The organism is Micromonospora xinjiangensis, assembly GCF_056150165.1.
The window spans coordinates 743,965-760,753 of record NZ_JAXCFO010000002.1; the positions used below are offsets into that span (position 1 = coordinate 743,965).

Below are 16,789 nucleotides of genomic sequence, written 5' to 3' on the forward strand. Positions count from 1 at the left end.
GAGCGCTCGGCCGGGCGGCCGAGAATCCACCCGCCGCCCTCTCCTGGAGCACTGACATGGACAACCGGAACAGCCCCCGCGACATCCGCCCGAGCCGCCGCGGCCTGCTCGCGCTCGCCGCCGCCTCGGGCCTGGTCGCCGCCGCCGGCGGCCTGCCGGCCTTCGCCGCCTCGGCGGCACCCCGACGCCCCGACGAATCGCCCCTGCTCCCGCCGGACGAGGCCGCCAGGAACCAGCTCTGGTGGCGGGCGCCCGCCGCCGCCGGCTCCATGATCGAGCAGGGGCTGCCGGTCGGGAACGGGCGCCTCGGCGCGCTCGTGAGCAACGACCCCGCGAGCGAACTCCTGACGATCACCGACGCCACCCTGTGGACGGGCGGCCTCAACGACACGCTCCAGAGCGACGGCCAGTTCCCGTACGGTCGCGAGGACTTCGGCTCCCTCACCCTGCTGGCGGCGCTCACCGTCGACATCCCCGCCCACGACCTCGGCGTCGTCGACGACTACCGGCGTGTGCTCGACCTGGCCCAGGGGCTCGTCACCACCACGTACGACGTCGGCGGCGCGACCTACCGGCGGCAGATCTTCGCGAGCCGCCCCGACGACGTCATCGTCCTGCACTTCACCCTGGCCGGCCGCGGTGGCTACACGGGCACCGTCTCGTTGGCGGGCACCCACGGCGAGTCCACGACCGCCGACGGCGCCGGCCGGTACGCGTCGTTCGGCGGTACCTTCGCCAACGGGCTGGGGTACGGCGCCGCCGTCGCCGTTCGCAGCAGCGGTGGAAAGGTCACGGTCAGGGGCACGTCGATCGCCTTCACCGACTGCCGGGACCTCACGGTGATCGTGAGCGGCGGCACCGACTACGCGCCGGACGCCGCCACCGGGTTCCGGAACCCGGCCGTGGACCCGGAGCGCCTCGCCCGCACCAAGGTCCTGGCCGCGGCCCGCGAGTCCGTCCGCGACCTGCTGTTCACGCACGTCGCCGACGTCCGCCCGCTCTTCGGGCGGTTCGACCTCGACCTCGGCACGTCGGCGCCCTGGCAGCGCGAGCTGGACACCTGGGCGCGGCTGCAGGCCCGCTGGCGGGACGACGTCCCCGACCCGGAGCTGGAGGCGGCGTACGTCCAGTTCGGCCGCTACCTCACCATCGCCGGGTCGCGGGGCAGCCTGCCCATGGGCCTCCAGGGGCCGTGGCTGGACGGCAACGACCCGGACTGGATGGGCGACTACCACACCGACGTCAACATCCAGATGAACTACTGGCTGGCCGACCGGGCCGGCCTGTCGGACTGCTTCGACGCCCTCGCCGACTACTGCCTCGCGCAGCTGCCCGCCTGGACGGAGGTCACGCGGCGGCTCTTCAACAGCCCGAGCAACCGGTACCGGAACTCCTCGGGAGAGGTCGCCGGCTGGACGGTGGCCATCTCGACCAACCCGTACGGCGGGGGCGGCTGGTGGTGGCACCCGGCCGGCAACGCCTGGCTCTGCCAGAACCTCTTCGAGCACTACGAGTACGTCCAGGACCGGGCCTACCTCGCGAAGATCTACCCGCTGCTCAAGGGCGCCGTGGAGTTCTGGGAGGCGCGGCTGCTCACCACGACCGTCACCGACGCGTCCGGTGGTACCCGCGAGGTGCTGATCGCCGACAGCGACTGGTCGCCTGAGCACGGCCCGCTCGACGCCAAGGGCATCACGTACGCCCAGGAGCTGGTGTGGAACCTCTTCGAGAACTACGGCACCGCGGCGCGGGTGCTCGGCCGCGACGCCGGCCACGCCGAGACCGCCGACCGGCTCCGCCAGCGTCTGTACCTGCCGGAGGTCAGCCCCACGACGGGTTGGCTCCAGGAGTGGATGTCGCCGGACAACCTCGGTGAGACGACGCACCGGCACCTCTCCCCACTGGTCGGCCTCTTCCCCGGTGACCGGATCCGCCCGGACGGCTCCACGCCGGCGGCGATCGTGGCGGGCGCCACGGCCCTGCTCACCGCGCGCGGCATGAACAGCTTCGGCTGGGCCAACGCCTGGCGGAGTCTGTGCTGGGCCCGGTTGCGGGACGCGGAGAAGGCGTACCAGCTCGTGGTCACGAACCTGAAGCCGTCGACGAACGGCAGCAACGGCACCGCCCCGAACCTGTTCGACATCTACGAGACGAACCCGGGCCGTGGGATCTTCCAGATCGACGCCAACCTCGGCACGCCCGCCGCGGTCGTCGAGATGTTGGTCTACTCGCGGCCGGGCCACGTCGAGCTGCTGCCCGCGCTCCCCGCCGCCTGGGCCGCGTCCGGCGCGGTCACCGGCGTGGGCGTCCGCGGCGGTTTCGTCGTCGACCTTCGCTGGCGCAACGGCACGGTCACCGAGGCGACGCTGAAGAGCGTCGGCGGCCGCACCACGACCCTGGTGGTCGGCGGCAGGTCACGTGTCGTCACCCTCGAACCCGGCCGGTCCGTCACGCTGAGGGGCTTCTGATGCGGGCGGGCGGGGACCGGCGCGGCGTGTTCACGGTCGCCGTGGCGGTGGGCACCGCGGTCTGCCTGTCGCTGGCCACCGCCGCGGCGGCGCAGGCCGCGCCGACGACCCGGCTCGTGGGCTCGACGCGGGCCGGGGCGGTGGCCTCGGAGCCGAGCGGGCCGGTCGCCGCCGGCAGCCGGCACCCGGTGGTCACGTGGGGGGCGAGCGCCGACCGGCAGGGCGCCGGGCCCGCCGATCGCAGCTACCGGCTGGTGGTACGGACCAGCGTCGGCGGGACCAACCCGCGCATCCGCCTGTCCAACGCCTTCGGCGAGCACCCGGTCACCTTCGCCAGCGCCTACGCGGGGCTCCAGCGGCAGGGCGCGGAGCTGGTCCGGGGCAGCAACCGGCGGCTGACGTTCGGTGGGGACGGCTCGGTGACGGTGCCGGCGGGCGGAACGGTGTACAGCGATCCGCTGCCCGGCCGGCTGGCCCCCGAGGCCGACCTGGTCGTGAGCCTCTACGTCACGGGTGCCGAGGGGCCGACGACCGGCCACGGGATGGCCATGCAGACGTCGTACGCGGCCGCGGGCGACCACGCCGCGGAGGAGGCGGCGGCCAACTGGACCGACCGGATCAGCTCCTGGTACTGGCTGGACGCCGTGACGGTCGAGACGTCCACCGAGATCAGCGCGGTGGCGTTCCTGGGCGACTCCATCACCGACGGCTGGGCTTCCACCCAGGACGAGAACCGCCGCTGGCCCGACTACCTCTCCCGGCGGCTCCAGGCGGCACCCGGCAGCACGGCGAAGGGAGTGGCCAACGAGGGGATCTCGGGCAACAAGGTCCTCGCGGACGGCGCCGGGGAGGCGGCACTGCGCCGGTTGGACCGGGACGTGCTCTCGCACCCCGGCGTGGGCACCGTCTTCGTCTTCGAGGGCATCAACGACATCAAGGCACACACGGGGGTCACGGCCGGCGACCTGATCGCCGGCTACCGGGAGATCATCGAGCGCGTACACGCGGCGGGCCGGTGCGTCGTCGGCGCGACGGTGCTGCCGTTCAAGGGCTGGGGGGAGTACGACGAGGCCGGGGAGGCGGTCCGCCAGGCCGTCAACGACTGGATCCGGCACGGTGGCGGGTTCGACGCCGTGGTGGACTTCGACCGGATCACCCGCAGCCCGTACGACCCGCAACGCCTCTCGCCGTTCCTGGACGGCGGGGACCACCTGCACCCGAACGACAAGGGCATGCAGGCGATGGCCGACGCCGTCGACCTGGCCGCGCTGGAGTGCCACCGCTGAGCGGGGCGAGCCCGCCGCGGACGCCCCCGAGCCGCCCGGCTCGGGGGCGTCCGCGCAGGTCGGGCGGCCTTCGAGTCGACCTGCCGGTGGATCGCCGGGCCCCCGGAACACGGTCGGGAAGGATCGGGTAGAGTAGTGAGAGCCGACGCGGGGTGGAGCAGCTCGGTAGCTCGCTGGGCTCATAACCCAGAGGTCGCAGGTTCAAATCCTGTCCCCGCTACGAAACGAGAACCCGGTGTCCCCGCGAGGGGCGCCGGGTTCTTCCGTTCCGTCACCTGCGCGCCCGGCCGGGCGACTGGTGTGCGGGCGACCTCCTCCGCGCGACGACACACACTTCCTGCCGCCGTGCCCTGCCAGGGTTGCGGTTCTCGGCGAGGATGTCAGCATGTCTTCCTTCGGCAAGTGGTGGGGCCGGCTCGGCGCGGTCCTGAGCGCGGTCGCGCTCTCGGTGTTCGTACCGGTGGCGGCGTGGGCGTCGACCGGTAGCGGTGAGTTGGTCGTCGAGGCGGCGCGGCGCCGGTCCCGGGGTGGCTTCGGCTTCCTCGGCCTGCTCTGCTGCCTCGTGATCGTCGTGGTGATCGTCCTCCTGCTGCTGCGCCTCATGCGCAACCGCCGGGGCGGCCCGCCGCGCTGACGGCCCGCCGCCCACGCCGGGCCGGTCGCCTCCGCCCGCGTCCTGCCGCCGGTCCGGCCGGCGGCGGCCCGATGACCGGGCCCACCGTCCGTCGTGACCGGCCGGCCGCCAGCCCGACGACCCGCGGTGACCCGCCCGGTCAGCCCGCCAGGGCGGCGTCGGCCTGGGCCAGGAAGCGGCTCACCGCCGCCCGGGTGGTCGTACGGCCCGCGCGGACGCTCTCCGCGGCCGCGACGAGCAGGGAACGGACCTGGGCGTGCCCTCGCGGGGGCGGGGCGGGCGCGTCGCCCGCCGTCGCGCCCAGGAGGTCACCGAGGGCGGCGACCCGGCGCTGCGCGGGATCGGTGACGCTGCCCTCGATGGCACGGCGCACGGCCTGGTTCGGCGTGAGCCCCCGCTCGTGCCCGAGGGCGGCACCCGCCGCGACGTCGGTGGTCAAGAAGTTGATCACGTCGATCGCCGCCTCCGGGTCGCGGCTGCCCCGGAAGACGGCCCAGTACATCGACGCGCGCGGCCACTGGCTGGCGGCCGGGCCGGGGAACGGCGCCAGCCCCAGCTCGGCCCGGCTGAGGCGTTGCAGCTCGGGCAGCTGGTGCGACCAGGCGAACGACGCGGCGGTCAGCCCCGACACGACGAGCTGCCGGGCCGGTTCGGCGCTGCCGGCCAGCTCCACCAGCGCCGCGCTGGGTGTGGCCCGCCGGGCGCGCGCCCGCCGCCACAGCTCGAACCACCCGACCAGGTCGTCGGCGCCGAAGGCGAGCTGGTGACCCCGGTAGAACTCGCCACCCCGGCCACGCAGCCAGAGCCAGAGCGCCCGGTAGTCGCCGGACGGGTCCATGGTGCCGGCGACCCGGCCCCGGCTGGCCCGCGTCACCTGCTCCGCCCAGCCGATGTAGTCGTCCCAGGTCAGGCCGGCGCGGGGCTCGGGCACCCGCAGGTCGCGCAGCAGGTCGCGGTTGAACACCACGGCCGCGGCCGTCTGCCCGGCGGCCACCGCCATCGTGCGCCCCTCCACCTGGCCGTAACGCGCCAGGCCGACCGGGAGGCCGCGCAGGTCGAGCCGGTTGTCCGCCACGTGGTCGGTGAGGTCGAGGACGATCTCGCGCTGCGCGTACTCGGTGAGGACGCTGTCGTCCACCTGGATCAGGTCGGGCACGTTCCCGCCGGCGGCCTGCGTGGCCAGCCGCCCGTAGTAGCCGTCCAAGCCCTGCCAGGTCACCCGGAAGCTGACCCGCGGATTGCGCTCCGTGTAGAGGCGCAGCGCCCGCTCGGTCAGCACCGCGCGCTCCGGCTCCCCCCACCAGAACACCGACAGCTCCACCGGGCCCGTGCGGGCCGGGGCAGTGGCCGGTCCGGAGGTGCAGCCGGTCAGACCGCCCGCGGCGAGGACGGGTGCCCCCAGCAGCGCGGCGAGCACCCGGCGCCGGCCGGGGTCGACACCGGGGAACGGCGGTCGGGAAACGGGCACGGGGGACTCCCGGGACGCGGGGAAGGGGACGGCCGGCTCATTCACGCAGGGACCGCCCGAGAGTGTCAACGTCCGTCCGGCCACAGCCGGACCCCGCCACGGGCGTACGCGTCGATGCGCTCGGCCACCGTGGCCGTCGCCCGCCGGCCACGTGGTGTACTAGGCCGCGTGGAACTTCTGCACTCTGGCAAGGTCCGGGACGTCTACGCCGACGGCGACGACCTGATCCTGGTCGCCTCCGACCGGATCTCGATCTACGACGTGGTGCTGCCGACGCCGATCCCGGACAAGGGCAAGCTGCTCACGGCGCTCTCGCTCTGGTGGTTCGAGCAGCTGTCCGACCTGGTGCCGAACCACGTCATCTCGGCGACCGACGTGCCGGCCGAGTTCGCCGGCAGGGCGATCCGTTGCCGCCGGCTGGAGATGGTGCCGGTCGAGTGCGTCGCCCGCGGCTACCTCACCGGCGGAGGGCTGAAGGAGTACGAGCGCACCGGCTCGGTCTCCGGCGTACCACTGCCCCGGGGCCTGGTGGAGGCGTCGATCCTGCCCGAGCCGATCTTCACCCCGTCCACCAAGGCGCCGGTCGGCGAGCACGACGAGCCGATCACGTACGCCGACGTGGTGGCCAAGGTCGGTGAGTCGACCGCCGAGCGGCTGCGCCAGATCACGATCGACGTCTACCGGCGCGGTGCCGAGATCGCGGCGGAGCGGGGCATCCTCGTGGCCGACACGAAGCTGGAGCTGGGCTGGGCGCCCGACGGCACGCTCGTCCTCGGCGACGAGCTGCTGACCTCGGACTCCTCGCGGTTCTGGCCCGCCGAGTCGTACCAGCCGGGCCGGGTCCAGTTCTCCTACGACAAGCAGTACGTGCGCGACTGGGCCACGAGCAGCGGCTGGAACAAGCAGGCGCCCGCGCCGGACGTGCCGGCCGACGTGATCGAGGCGACCCGCGCCCGCTACGTCGACGTCTACGAGACCCTCACCGGCAACCGCTGGGACTGACCGCGCGCGAGGGCGGGCGGGGGTGTCGCCCCGCGCCCGCCCGTACGGTCACTGCCCGACCTTGACCCCCGGCTCGCCGGCCACGAACTGGATGACCTGGCGGGGCTCCTGACCCGGCCGGTTCGGCGCGCGGCGCTTGCCCATCGGCAGGATCACCCGGCGGTACGCGGACTCCAGCATCATGGCCGTGGCGGTGTACCACGCCACCAACGCCGCGACGATGAAGAAGTACGCGCCGAGGGTCCGCCAGCCGGACACGTCAGCGAGCTGGCCGATCGCCTGACAGGTGGCGCCCGCGGCGAGCGCGGCCAGGACGAGCGCGACGCTGATGTTCTCCGCGAACGCGGCCGCCGCCCCGGACCAGGTGATCGCGGCGAGCGCGAGGAACCAGTAGCCGAGCGCCACGAAGGGGGTCGGCGGGGTCAGCACCCCGACGGCGACGAGGAGGAAGAGCACCCCGTAGGCGAGCCAGAACGCCCCCCAGATCCCGTGCATGGCGGTGGCCAGCCCGTCGCGGGCCCGGAAGGCCCACATCCCGGCCAGGAACTGCGCGAGACCGCCGGTGAACGCGGCGAACGGGAACAGGAAGTTCGGTGCGGACGCGTCGCCCCACCATCCCGCCAGGTTCGACGCCACGACGAACGTGGCGGCCGCGAAGCCGAACAGGCCGAGAATCGACGGCGCGGCGACCGGTTGCAACGAGATCTGTGCGTGGTTTCGCCAGAATTCGAACTCGCCGTCATGGGACGGCGCCTGGGCCATACGTGACATCCGAGCCTCCTCCCCCCACCGCGGCCCGCGGGGCCGGCGAGCGGTCGGAGGCGTCTACCCGGTGCGCGAGGTCCCACACGCCCACCCGTTCCCGGCCACTCCGCCGGGCGCGGCGGCCGGGCCCGGTCAGCGGGCGGCCGCCGCGGTGCTTCGGCGGTCAGGGGAGTCGCTCAGTCCACCCAGTCGAGGGTCCGCCGCACGGCCTTGCGCCAGTTGCGCAGCTCGCGGTCGCGGTGCGCCGGGTCCATCCGGGGCGTCCACTCGGCGTCCGCGCGCCACTGGGCGCGCAGGGTCGCCAGGTCCGGCCAGAAGCCGACCGCCAGGCCGGCCGCGTAGGCGGCGCCGAGGCAGGTGGTCTCGGTGATCCGGGAGCGGACCACGGGGACGTCGAGCACGTCGGCCAGGAACTGCATGAGCAGCCCGTTGGCCGTCATGCCGCCGTCCACCCGCAGTCGGCGCAGGGCCACGTCGGAGTCGGCGTTCATCGCGTCGACGACCTCGCGGGTCTGCCAGGCCGACGCCTCCAGCACGGCGCGGGCCAGGTGCCCCTTCGTGATGTAGCCGGTGAGCCCCGCGATCACGCCGCGCGCGTCGCTGCGCCAGTGCGGGGCGAAGAGCCCGGAGAACGCCGGCACCACGTAGCAGCCGCCGTTGTCGTCGACCGTGCGGGCAAGCTCCTCCACCTCCGGCGCGGTCGAGATCAGACCGAGGTTGTCCCGCAGCCACTGGACGAGCGAGCCGGTGACCGCGATGGCACCCTCCAGGGCGTACGCGGCCGGCTGCCCCGCGATCCGGTAGGCGACCGTCGTGAGCAGGCCGTGCGACGACGCGACGGCGCTGGCCCCGGTGTGCAGCAGCAGGAAGCTGCCGGTGCCGTAGGTGCACTTCGCCTCGCCCGGCTGGAAGCAGGTCTGGCCGAAGAGGGCGGCCTGCTGGTCGCCGAGCGCGCTGGCCACCGGCACCCCGGCGAGGACGCCGGTGGCCGTGCCGAAGACCTCGGCGGAGCAGCGGATCTCCGGCAGCATCGCGGCGGGCACGCCCATCGCGTCGAGCAGCTCCGCGTCCCACTCCAGTGTCGACAGGTCCATCAGCATCGTGCGACTGGCGTTGGTCACGTCGGTGACGTGCCGGCCGGTGAGCTTCCAGATCAGCCAACTGTCCATCGTGCCGAACAGCACCTCGCCGGCCTCGGCGCGCGCCCGGAGCCCGTCGACGTTGTCGAGCAGCCAGCGCAGCTTCGGCCCGGCGAAGTAGGTCGCCAGCGGCAGGCCCGTACGCTGCCGGAACAGCTCCTCGCCGTGCGTCTTGTCGAGGTCGCGCAGCAGCTGCCCCGTCCGGGTGTCCTGCCAGACGATCGCGTTCGCCACCGGCCGACCGGTGGCCCGGTCCCAGACGACGGTGGTCTCCCGCTGGTTGGTGATGCCGACGGCGGCCAGGCCGGCCGCGTCCGTGCCCGCCCCGAGCAGCGCCTCCCGGACCACGTGCTCGACGTTGGCCCAGATCTCCTCGGCGTCGTGCTCGACCCAACCGGGGCGCGGGAAGATCTGCCGGTGCTCGCGCTGCGCCACGGAGACGATCTCCCCGGCCCGGTCGAAGACGATGCACCGTGAGGAGGTGGTGCCCTGATCGATGGCGGCGACGTACTCTCCGGTCACGGCAGCACCGTACCCGCAGCGGCGGCGTCCCGCCGACCTCCACGGCGCCGCCCGCCGGTCGCGGCCCGGCGCATCGATCGGCCGGCACCCGTCCGTACGATGTGCAGACGTGCGTGACATCGCCGTCTTCAGCGGAACCGCCCACCCCGACCTCGCCGCCGAGATCTGTGCCCACCTGGGCGTGCCGCTGCATCCCGTGCGGGTGTCCCGGTTCGCCAACGACTGCCTCGAGGTGCAGTTGCAGGCCAACTGCCGGGAGCGGGACGTCTTCCTGATCCAGCCCCTGGTGCCGCCCGTGCAGGAAAACCTCGTCGAGCTGCTGCTGATGATCGACGCGGCCCGGGGCGCCTCGGCCGGCCGGATAACCGTGGTGCTGCCGCACTACGCGTACGCCCGCTCGGACAAGAAGGACGCGCCGCGGATCTCGATCGGGGGCCGGCTCGTCGCCGACCTGCTGACGTCGGCCGGGGCGGACCGGGTGCTCGCGATGACGCTGCACTCGCCGCAGGTGCACGGCTTCTTCAGCGTCCCGGTCGACCACCTGCACGCGCTGCGCGAACTGGCCGGCCACTTCACGCGGTACGACTTGTCGAACACGGTGGTCGTCTCACCGGACCTGGGCAACGCCAAGCAGGCGGCGGCGTTCGCCCGGCGGCTCGGCACCCCGGTCGCCGCCGGCGCGAAGCAGCGGTTCAGCGACGACAAGGTCAGCATCAGCGCGGTGATCGGCGACGTGGCCGACCGGGACGTCATCGTGCTGGACGACGAGATCGCCAAGGGCAGCACGATGATCGAGCTGATGGAGCACCTGCGCGAGCTGAACGTGCGGTCGATCCGGCTGGCCTGCACGCACGGCCTCTTCTCCGGCGGCTCGCTGGCCCGGCTCGCCGAGCAGCCCGGCGTGCTGGAGATCGTCTGCACCAACACCGTGCCGATCGCCGCCGAGAAGCGGGTGCCGAAGCTCGAGGTGCTCTCGGTGGCGCCGGCGCTGGCCGAGGCGATGCGTCGCATCCACAACGGCGAGTCGGTGAGCGCCCTCTTCGGCTGAGCCGGGGTGGCGCGGCGGCCGTCAGTCGGGCTGAGGCGCGGGGGCCGGTGCGGGGATAGCGGTGGTGATCCGGACGAGCGTGCCGGTCTCGCCGCTCACCACGTCCATGCTGTCGCTGAGCTGCCGGGCGAGCCAGAGACCCCAGCCGCCGGCGGTGTCCGGCGCCGGACGGCTCCGGTCGTCCAGGCGGTGCGCGCTGATGCCGAGCCCCTGATCGGCGACCTCGCAGATCAGCTGCGCGTCGTGCCGCCACAGCCGCAGGGAGCCGGTCCCGCCGCCGTGGCGCACCGCGTTCGTGATCAGCTCGTTGACCGCGAGCACGAAGTCGTCGAGGCGCTGGGCGGCCAGGCCCGCGGCGTGTGCGCAGGAGGTGACCGAGTGACGCAGCTCGGTCACCCGGGCACGGTCGAAGGCCGTGGCGATGAGGAGGACAGGTTCGATGGGCACAACCGTACGTGGTGCGTCAGGGTTGGCGTTCGTCATGGCCCGTCCCGGCGGCGGTTCTCGAAGTCGTTCGCGGCATTTCCACCGTACGTCAGGGTTTGCCGGCGTGCATCCGCCGCCCCACCCGCCGCCGGGCCGCTGTGGCATGGTGGCGCCCATGCCGTCGTCGCCGGGTGGGTTCGAGGTGCCGCTCTGGCGCGCTGTCGCGGTCTTCCGGGTGGCCTCCCTGGCGTACGTCTGCGTGCTGGCGCTGCGCGACGCCGACCGGTACGCCCACCCCCTCGCCGCCGGCGGCCTGGTGGTCGTGATGGCGGTCTGGACCGGTCTGACCGCCTTCTGCTACGCCCACCCGGCCTGGCGCCGCTGGCCGTTGCTCCTGGCCGACCTGGGCGTCGTGTTGTCGATCATGTTCGCCACCCCGTGGGTGATCGGCCGGTCGGCGTTGCAGCACGGGGTGCCGACCCTCGTGGTGGCCTGGCTCGCCGGCCCGGTGCTGGCCTGGGCGGTCTCCGGTGGGCGACGCCGGGGCATCGTGGCCGCCCTGGTCATCGGCGGTGCCGACCTCGCCACCCGGGAGCGGATCAGCCAGTCCTCGATCACCGGAGTCATCCTGCTGCTGCTCGCCGGGGCGGTCGTCGGGCACGTCGCACGACTCGCGGTCACCGCCGAGGAGCGGTTGCAGCGGGCCGTGGAGCTGGAGTCGGCCACGCGCGAGCGGGAGCGGCTGGCGCGGGGGATCCACGACTCGGTGCTCCAGGTGCTCGCGCTCGTGCAGCGGCGCGGCGCGCACCTGCCGGGCGAGGCCGGCGAGCTGGCCCGCCTCGCGGGAGAGCAGGAGGCGGCGCTACGGGCGCTGATCGGGGGCGCCGCCCTGCCGCCCGGCCCCGACAACGACGCCCCGGTCGACCTGCGCGCGCTCCTCGGCGCGTACGCGGCCACGACCGTCTCGGTCTCCGCGCCAGCCACGCCGGTGCCCCTGCCGGCCCCGGTGGCCCGGGAGCTGGCGGCCGCGACGGGGGCGGCCCTGGACAACGTGGAGCGGCACGCCGGCGGGCGGGCCTGGGTGCTGATCGAGGACGAGGAGGCGACGGTGACCGTGTCGGTACGCGACGAGGGCCCCGGGATACCGGAGGGCCGGCTGGACGAGGCGGCGGCCCAGGGCCGGCTCGGGGTGGCGCAGTCCATCCGGGGCCGGATCGCCGAGCTGGGCGGGACGGTGCGGATCGTGTCCACGCCCGGGGCCGGCACGGAGGTCGAGCTGGTCGTGCCGAGGAGGGGCCGGTGACCGGGCCGGACCGGGCAGCGCACGCCGCCGCTCCGGCGGACGAGGGCACCGGTGACGCCGCGCCGGTCCGGGTGATGGTGGTGGACGACCACCCGATGTGGCGGGAGGGCGTGGCGCGCGACCTGACCGAGGCCGGGCACCTGGTGGTGGCCACCAGCGGCGAGGGTCGGCAGGCGATCCGGTTGGCCCCCGCCGCCCGGCCCGACGTGGTGGTGCTCGACCTGCAACTCCCGGACATCTCCGGGGTCGAGGTGATCCGTGGTCTGCGCGCGGCGCTGCCCCAGGTGCGGGTGCTGATGCTCTCGGCCAGCGGGGAGCAGCAGAGCGTGCTGGACGCGGTCAAGGCCGGCGCGACCGGCTACCTCGTGAAGTCGGCGGCGCCGGCCGAGTTCCTGGCCGCGGTGCGGCGCACGGCGGCGGGGGAGCCGGTCTTCACGCCCGGGCTGGCCGGCCTGGTCCTCGGCGAGTACCGGAGGCTCGCGGCCGCGCCGGCCGGGCCGGAGGGCGGATCGGCGGCCGGGGCGACGCCGCGGTTGACCGAGCGGGAGACCGAGGTGCTCCGCCTGGTGGCCAAGGGGATGTCCTACAAACAGATAGCCCAGCGCCTGGGGCTCTCCCACCGGACGGTGCAGAACCACGTGCAGAACACGCTCGGCAAGCTCCAGCTGCACAACCGGGTCGAGCTGACCCGGTACGCGATCGAGCAGGGCCTGGACGACTGATCCGGCGCCCGCGGGAGGCGGACGCCGGATCGGTCGGAACGTGGAGTGGCCGCGCGACGCGGTCGGCTGGGGTCGCGGGGTGCGTGGTCAGACCGAGTGCGGCGGCCGGGTCTCGTGGACGGCGAGCTCCTCGGCGGTCGCCCCGCCACCGGCCGAGCCCGCGTCGTACGCCACGTTGTCGGTCTCCTGGTCGGTGTGCGCCCCCTCGTCCGGTTCGACGATCCGGCCCACCTGCGCGTCGGCGACCGTGCCGAGCTGGCCGTGGTCGTAGAGCGAGACCGGCGAGTTCGGGTCCGAGGTCGGGCCCGCGTCGATCACGTCGGCGTCCAGCTGGGCCTGTGCCGCGGCCTCCTCGCTGTCCGCCTCCGCCGCGATGTCCGGGTCGACGGGGCCGGCCAGCGGGTCGTCGGCGGGGCGCTCGTACTGCTCGCGCTGGAGCTTGTAGTCCAGCGACTCGCCGTCGAGCTGCTCGTCGGCGGTGGTCCCGAAGCGGTCCACCGCGACCGGGGTCCGGTCGGCGGGGAGCTGGGCCGGGTCCGGCCCGTCCGCCTCGCGACCGGTCAGCACGTCGTCGTTCGCGGTCGAGTCGTCGTCGGCGGTCCCCGGCAGGCCGTTCGCCTCGGGGTCGGACACGGGGGTCGGGTACTCGTCGTCGCGCATGACGGATCTCTACCCACTCGATCCGTCGATCATGCAGTGGTGGTGCCCCGCGAAAGCCGCGGAAGCGCACGTACCGCCCACCCCAACCGCATGATCGGCCAGCCGGGCGGACTGGTCACCGCGGAGGGAGGACGCACCAGACGAGCTTGCCGTCGGGCAGGACGCTGGTGCCCCACCGCTCGGCGAGGGCGTCGACCAGCAGCAGGCCGCGGCCACCGACGGACGTCGGCGCCGCCGGCCCCACGAAGGCGGGTTGCCGGGTCGAGTGGTCACGTACGGCCAGGTGCAGCGTCTCGCCCTCGGGGGCGATCCGGACCGCCATCGGCGTACGGGCGTGGGCGACCACGTTGTTGACCATCTCGGTGACGGCGATGCTGCCCGCCTCGGCGAGCTCCGGCAGCCGCCACCGCGCACAGCCCTCGGTGACCAGCTCCCGCGCCCGCCGGGCGGCGCCGACCACCGGGGGAAGCTCGACGCTCAGGACCGCCGCCATCGGCGAGAGCGCCAGCTCGGCCATCGCCGCGTCCAGCGTGGGCAGCACCGGCACCCCGGCGAGGGTCGGGTCGGGCCGGCCGGACGCCGCGAGCGGGTCGCAGACCAGCAGGCCCGCCGCCGGCCAGTCGGCCACCTCCCGCTGCACCTCCGAGAAGACGGCGCGGGTGCCGGGCGCGCTGACCCGCAGGTCGGTCAGGTCGGCCACCACCGGTCCGGGACGGTCGCTGAGCCGGGTGAGCAGCGCGTCGCGGACGCCGGGAACGCCGTCGGGGTCGAGCGTCCCGGTGAGCCGGACCACGGCCGAGTCCTCCTCCACCGCCACGGTGCAGCGTCCCGTCGCGCCGGCCGCCACCACGTCGCGCCCCCCGGTCACGGCGCGGGTGCGTGGCGGCTCGCTCGTCGTCACGAGCGCTCCGCGCGGGCGCGACGTGTCCGGGCGGCGATCGTGCCGACGGCCGTGCCGGCGGCGGCGAGACCGAAGGCGGCCGTCATCCGCACCAGCTGCCGGCGTCGGCCCTGCCAGCCGCCGTCGCGCCGGCCGTCCGCGTCGGCGCGGAACACGTTCCCCGAACTCTCCGCGCGGGCCCCCGGGCCGAACTGGGTGCGCCGCGTGTACCAGCCGAGGGTGCGTTCGGCGAGCGCCGGAGCGAGCCGCCACTGGAGGCCGATCAGCCGCGCGGCGCCACCGGCGTACGCCTCGCGGCGCGGCCGGCGCAGCAGCCGGACGATGGTCGCCGCCACCATCTCGGGCGGGTAGACCGGGGGCGGCGGCAGCACCTCCCGGCCGCTGTGGTTGGCGGCGTGCCGGAAGAACGGGGTGTCGATGGTGGCCGGCAGCACCGTGCAGATCGAGATGTTGCCCCGACCGGTGACCCGCAGCTCCTGGCGGACGGTGTCGGCCAGGCCGCGGAGCCCGTGCTTCGTGGCGTTGTACGGCGACTGGTACGGCATCGCCACCTCCGCCAGCACCGAGGCGTTGTTGACCACCACACCGCCACCGGCGGCGGCGAGGTGGGGCAGGGCGGCCCGGATGCCGTGCACGGCGCCGAGCAGGTTCACCTCGAGCACCCGGCGGAACTCGGCCACCGGGATCTCGTCGAAGAGCCCGACGGCGCTCACCGCCGCGTTGTTGATCCACGCGTCGAGGTGGCCGAACTCGGCCGCCGCCCGGTCGGCCAGCCGGTCGACCGACGCCGCGTCGGTCACGTCGGTCGGTACGACCAGCGCCTGGCCGCCGAGTTCCCGGCAGCGCTGGGCTACCCGGGTGAGGGCCGACTCGCTGCGCGCTGCCAGCACGACCGCCGCGCCCCGCCGGGCGAGCGCGTACGCGGTGGCCGTGCCGATCCCGCTGGAAGCGCCGGTGATCACGACGGTGGCGTCGTCGAGGCTGCGGGTGAGAGGCATTTCTCGCCCGTACCCCCGGCCGGGGGCGGTCATGCCCTCCGAAGCTGTCGGATCACCACGGAACGTGATCACGCAGGGGTGGGGCGGGACGGCTGGTGATTGTCGTGGCGGAAGTGTCCGGGCGACTCGTCGGAGTCTTCCTGATCTGCCAGGTTTCAGCTTCTGACGCCTTGGTTAATGGGACCCTCTGACCGGGAGGACCACCGCTGAAGATCGCATGGAGGTGACCCATGCGCGTCGGCCTCGTCTGCGCGCACGCCGGCCCGTCCAGGACGACCGACGGTCCCGCCGTCGGCACCCACCAACACATCGCACGGGTCGCTGCCGAGCTGGCGAGGAGAGGCCACGACGTCCGGGTCTACGAACGCCGGGACGATCCCGGGTTGCCGGAGACGGTGGACGCCGACGGCTACCGCGTCGAGCGGGTCCCGGTCGGCCCCGCCGCGCCGCTGCCCACGGCCGAGCTGGTGCCGTACGTGGCGGAGTTCGGCGGCTGGCTGACCGACCGCTGGACCGGCGAGTGGCGTCCGGAGGTGGTGCACGGGCACTACTGGGTCGGTGGCCTGGCCGCGGCGCACGCGGTGCGGGAGACCGACATCCCGGTCGTGCAGACCTTCCACTCGCTCGGCATCGAGCAGCTGCGCCACCTGGGGCGGGCGTACGACGGGCCGGGGGAGCGGATCCCGCTGGAGCGGGCGCTGACCCGGGCCGTGGACGTCGCGGTGGCCCAGTGCAACGACGAGGTCGACGAGCTGACGCGGATGGGGCTGCAACGCAGCTCGGTGGCGATGGTGCCCACCGGGGTGGACGTCGAGCACTTCCACCCCGACGGCGAGGCGGCGCCCCGGGACCAGCGGGCCCGGATCCTCTCGGTGGGCGGGCTCGCCCCCGGCCACGGCCAGGACGACCTGATCCAGGCCATGCGGCTGGTCGGCGACGCGGAGCTGGTGATCGCCGGTGGGCCGCCCGCCGAGGAGCTGGACAACCACGCCGAGGCGCGCCGGCTGCGCGAGCTGGCCGACCTGAACGGCGTCGGCGAGCAGGTTCACCTCGTGGGGGCCGTACCCCACGACCAGATGGCCACCTGGTACCGGTCGGCGGACGTGGTCGCCTGCACCCCGCACTACTCCTCCGCCGGTCGGGTGTCGCTGGAGGCGATGGCCTGCGGTGTGCCGGTGGTCGGCTACGCGATGGGCGGGATCGCCGACGCGGTGGTGGACGAGGTGACCGGGCGGCTGGTGCCGCCGGGCGACGTGCGCGCCCTCGGGGTGACGCTGCGCCGGCTGCTGGCCGACAACGCCGGGCGGTTCGCGTACGGGCACGCGGCGGTGGACCGGGTGCGGTGCAGCTACACCTGGGAACGCACCGCCGGTGCCCTGGAGCGCCTGTACGAGCGGGTGGTGGGCCGGCGCAAGCCGGTCGAGGCCTGAGTCACCGGCCCGAGCAC

The 16,789-nt window shown here is 74.3% G+C and carries 15 protein-coding genes and 1 tRNA gene; 9 read left to right on the plus strand and 7 right to left on the minus strand.

Features of this window, described 5'->3' with window-relative positions; translation table 11 throughout:
• The first annotated feature begins 56 nt into the window (after positions 1–56).
• The 4 genes from SM573_RS10315 (at position 57) to SM573_RS10330 (ending at position 4,388) form a co-directional block, all read left to right on the plus strand.
• On the plus strand, positions 57–2,468 hold the full coding sequence (locus SM573_RS10315) for a glycosyl hydrolase family 95 catalytic domain-containing protein (RefSeq protein ID WP_474615958.1): 2,412 nt from the start codon (positions 57–59) through the stop codon (positions 2,466–2,468).
• Entirely contained in the window at positions 2,468–3,754 is a 1,287-nt protein-coding gene (locus SM573_RS10320) for an SGNH/GDSL hydrolase family protein (protein WP_474613687.1), read from the plus strand. The genes SM573_RS10315 and SM573_RS10320 overlap by 1 nt, the downstream gene beginning before the upstream one ends.
• Before the next feature lie 146 nt (positions 3,755–3,900).
• A tRNA-Met gene (locus SM573_RS10325) sits at positions 3,901–3,974 on the plus strand.
• Between the two features lie 165 nt (positions 3,975–4,139).
• Entirely contained in the window at positions 4,140–4,388 is a 249-nt protein-coding gene (locus tag SM573_RS10330; protein ID WP_474613688.1) for a hypothetical protein, read from the plus strand.
• Between the two features lie 139 nt (positions 4,389–4,527).
• Here SM573_RS10330 and SM573_RS10335 read toward each other — a convergent pair whose 3' ends face one another.
• Complete coding sequence (locus SM573_RS10335; protein WP_474615959.1) at positions 4,528–5,856, minus strand: ABC transporter substrate-binding protein; 1,329 nt, start codon at positions 5,854–5,856, stop codon at positions 4,528–4,530.
• A gap of 168 nt (positions 5,857–6,024) precedes the next feature.
• Between SM573_RS10335 and SM573_RS10340 the strand changes: the two genes are divergently transcribed.
• A complete protein-coding gene (locus SM573_RS10340) occupies positions 6,025–6,858 on the plus strand; it encodes a phosphoribosylaminoimidazolesuccinocarboxamide synthase (RefSeq protein WP_474613690.1) in 834 nt (277 codons plus the stop codon).
• Positions 6,859–6,906: 48 nt separating this feature from the next.
• Here the strand turns inward: SM573_RS10340 and SM573_RS10345 are convergent, their stop codons facing one another.
• Positions 6,907–7,629, minus strand: coding sequence for an acetate uptake transporter family protein (locus tag SM573_RS10345; protein WP_474613691.1), 723 nt, complete (start codon positions 7,627–7,629; stop codon positions 6,907–6,909).
• A gap of 170 nt (positions 7,630–7,799) precedes the next feature.
• Positions 7,800–9,284 carry a glycerol kinase GlpK gene (glpK, locus tag SM573_RS10350; protein WP_474615960.1) on the minus strand — a complete coding sequence of 495 codons (1,485 nt, stop codon included), beginning with the start codon at positions 9,282–9,284 and terminating at the stop codon, positions 7,800–7,802.
• A gap of 109 nt (positions 9,285–9,393) precedes the next feature.
• On the opposite strand from glpK, the gene SM573_RS10355 reads away from it, so the two are divergent.
• Positions 9,394–10,332 (plus strand): ribose-phosphate diphosphokinase, encoded by a 939-nt coding sequence (locus tag SM573_RS10355; protein ID WP_474613693.1) that lies wholly within the window; start codon positions 9,394–9,396, stop codon positions 10,330–10,332.
• A gap of 21 nt (positions 10,333–10,353) precedes the next feature.
• Here the strand turns inward: SM573_RS10355 and SM573_RS10360 are convergent, their stop codons facing one another.
• Positions 10,354–10,815 carry an ATP-binding protein gene (locus tag SM573_RS10360; RefSeq protein ID WP_474613694.1) on the minus strand — a complete coding sequence of 154 codons (462 nt, stop codon included), beginning with the start codon at positions 10,813–10,815 and terminating at the stop codon, positions 10,354–10,356.
• Between the two features lie 118 nt (positions 10,816–10,933).
• On the opposite strand from SM573_RS10360, the gene macS reads away from it, so the two are divergent.
• Positions 10,934–12,061: a MacS family sensor histidine kinase gene (macS, locus tag SM573_RS10365; RefSeq protein WP_474613695.1), complete on the plus strand. Its 1,128-nt coding sequence runs from the start codon at positions 10,934–10,936 to the stop codon at positions 12,059–12,061.
• A 74-nt stretch (positions 12,062–12,135) separates the two neighbouring features.
• Positions 12,136–12,783: a response regulator gene (locus SM573_RS10370; protein WP_474613824.1), complete on the plus strand. Its 648-nt coding sequence runs from the start codon at positions 12,136–12,138 to the stop codon at positions 12,781–12,783.
• 87 nt (positions 12,784–12,870) lie between these two features.
• Here SM573_RS10370 and SM573_RS10375 read toward each other — a convergent pair whose 3' ends face one another.
• The 3 genes from SM573_RS10375 to SM573_RS10385 all read right to left on the minus strand — a co-directional run bounded on the left by SM573_RS10375 (position 12,871) and on the right by SM573_RS10385 (position 15,342).
• Entirely contained in the window at positions 12,871–13,443 is a 573-nt protein-coding gene (locus SM573_RS10375) for a DUF5709 domain-containing protein (protein WP_474613696.1), read from the minus strand.
• A gap of 115 nt (positions 13,444–13,558) precedes the next feature.
• On the minus strand, positions 13,559–14,344 hold the full coding sequence (locus SM573_RS10380) for an ATP-binding protein (RefSeq protein WP_474613697.1): 786 nt from the start codon (positions 14,342–14,344) through the stop codon (positions 13,559–13,561).
• Entirely contained in the window at positions 14,341–15,342 is a 1,002-nt protein-coding gene (locus SM573_RS10385) for an SDR family oxidoreductase (protein WP_474613698.1), read from the minus strand. Before SM573_RS10385 ends, SM573_RS10380 begins: the two co-directional genes overlap by 4 nt.
• Before the next feature lie 230 nt (positions 15,343–15,572).
• Between SM573_RS10385 and SM573_RS10390 the strand changes: the two genes are divergently transcribed.
• Positions 15,573–16,772: a glycosyltransferase gene (locus SM573_RS10390; protein WP_474613699.1), complete on the plus strand. Its 1,200-nt coding sequence runs from the start codon at positions 15,573–15,575 to the stop codon at positions 16,770–16,772.
• Positions 16,773–16,789 lie beyond the last annotated feature (17 nt).

Coding starts and splice junctions, on each gene's coding strand:
- SM573_RS10390 (WP_474613699.1), top strand. CDS start 15,573: ATGCGCGTCGGCCTCGTCTGCGCGCACGCCGGCCCGTCCAGGACGACC.
- SM573_RS10330 (WP_474613688.1), top strand. CDS start 4,140: ATGTCTTCCTTCGGCAAGTGGTGGGGCCGGCTCGGCGCGGTCCTGAGC.
- SM573_RS10315 (WP_474615958.1), top strand. CDS start 57: ATGGACAACCGGAACAGCCCCCGCGACATCCGCCCGAGCCGCCGCGGC.
- SM573_RS10320 (WP_474613687.1), top strand. CDS start 2,468: ATGCGGGCGGGCGGGGACCGGCGCGGCGTGTTCACGGTCGCCGTGGCG.
- SM573_RS10375 (WP_474613696.1), bottom strand. CDS start 13,443: ATGCGCGACGACGAGTACCCGACCCCCGTGTCCGACCCCGAGGCGAAC.
- SM573_RS10385 (WP_474613698.1), bottom strand. CDS start 15,342: ATGCCTCTCACCCGCAGCCTCGACGACGCCACCGTCGTGATCACCGGC.
- SM573_RS10360 (WP_474613694.1), bottom strand. CDS start 10,815: ATGACGAACGCCAACCCTGACGCACCACGTACGGTTGTGCCCATCGAA.
- SM573_RS10345 (WP_474613691.1), bottom strand. CDS start 7,629: ATGTCACGTATGGCCCAGGCGCCGTCCCATGACGGCGAGTTCGAATTC.
- SM573_RS10370 (WP_474613824.1), top strand. CDS start 12,136: ATGGTGGTGGACGACCACCCGATGTGGCGGGAGGGCGTGGCGCGCGAC.
- macS (WP_474613695.1), top strand. CDS start 10,934: ATGCCGTCGTCGCCGGGTGGGTTCGAGGTGCCGCTCTGGCGCGCTGTC.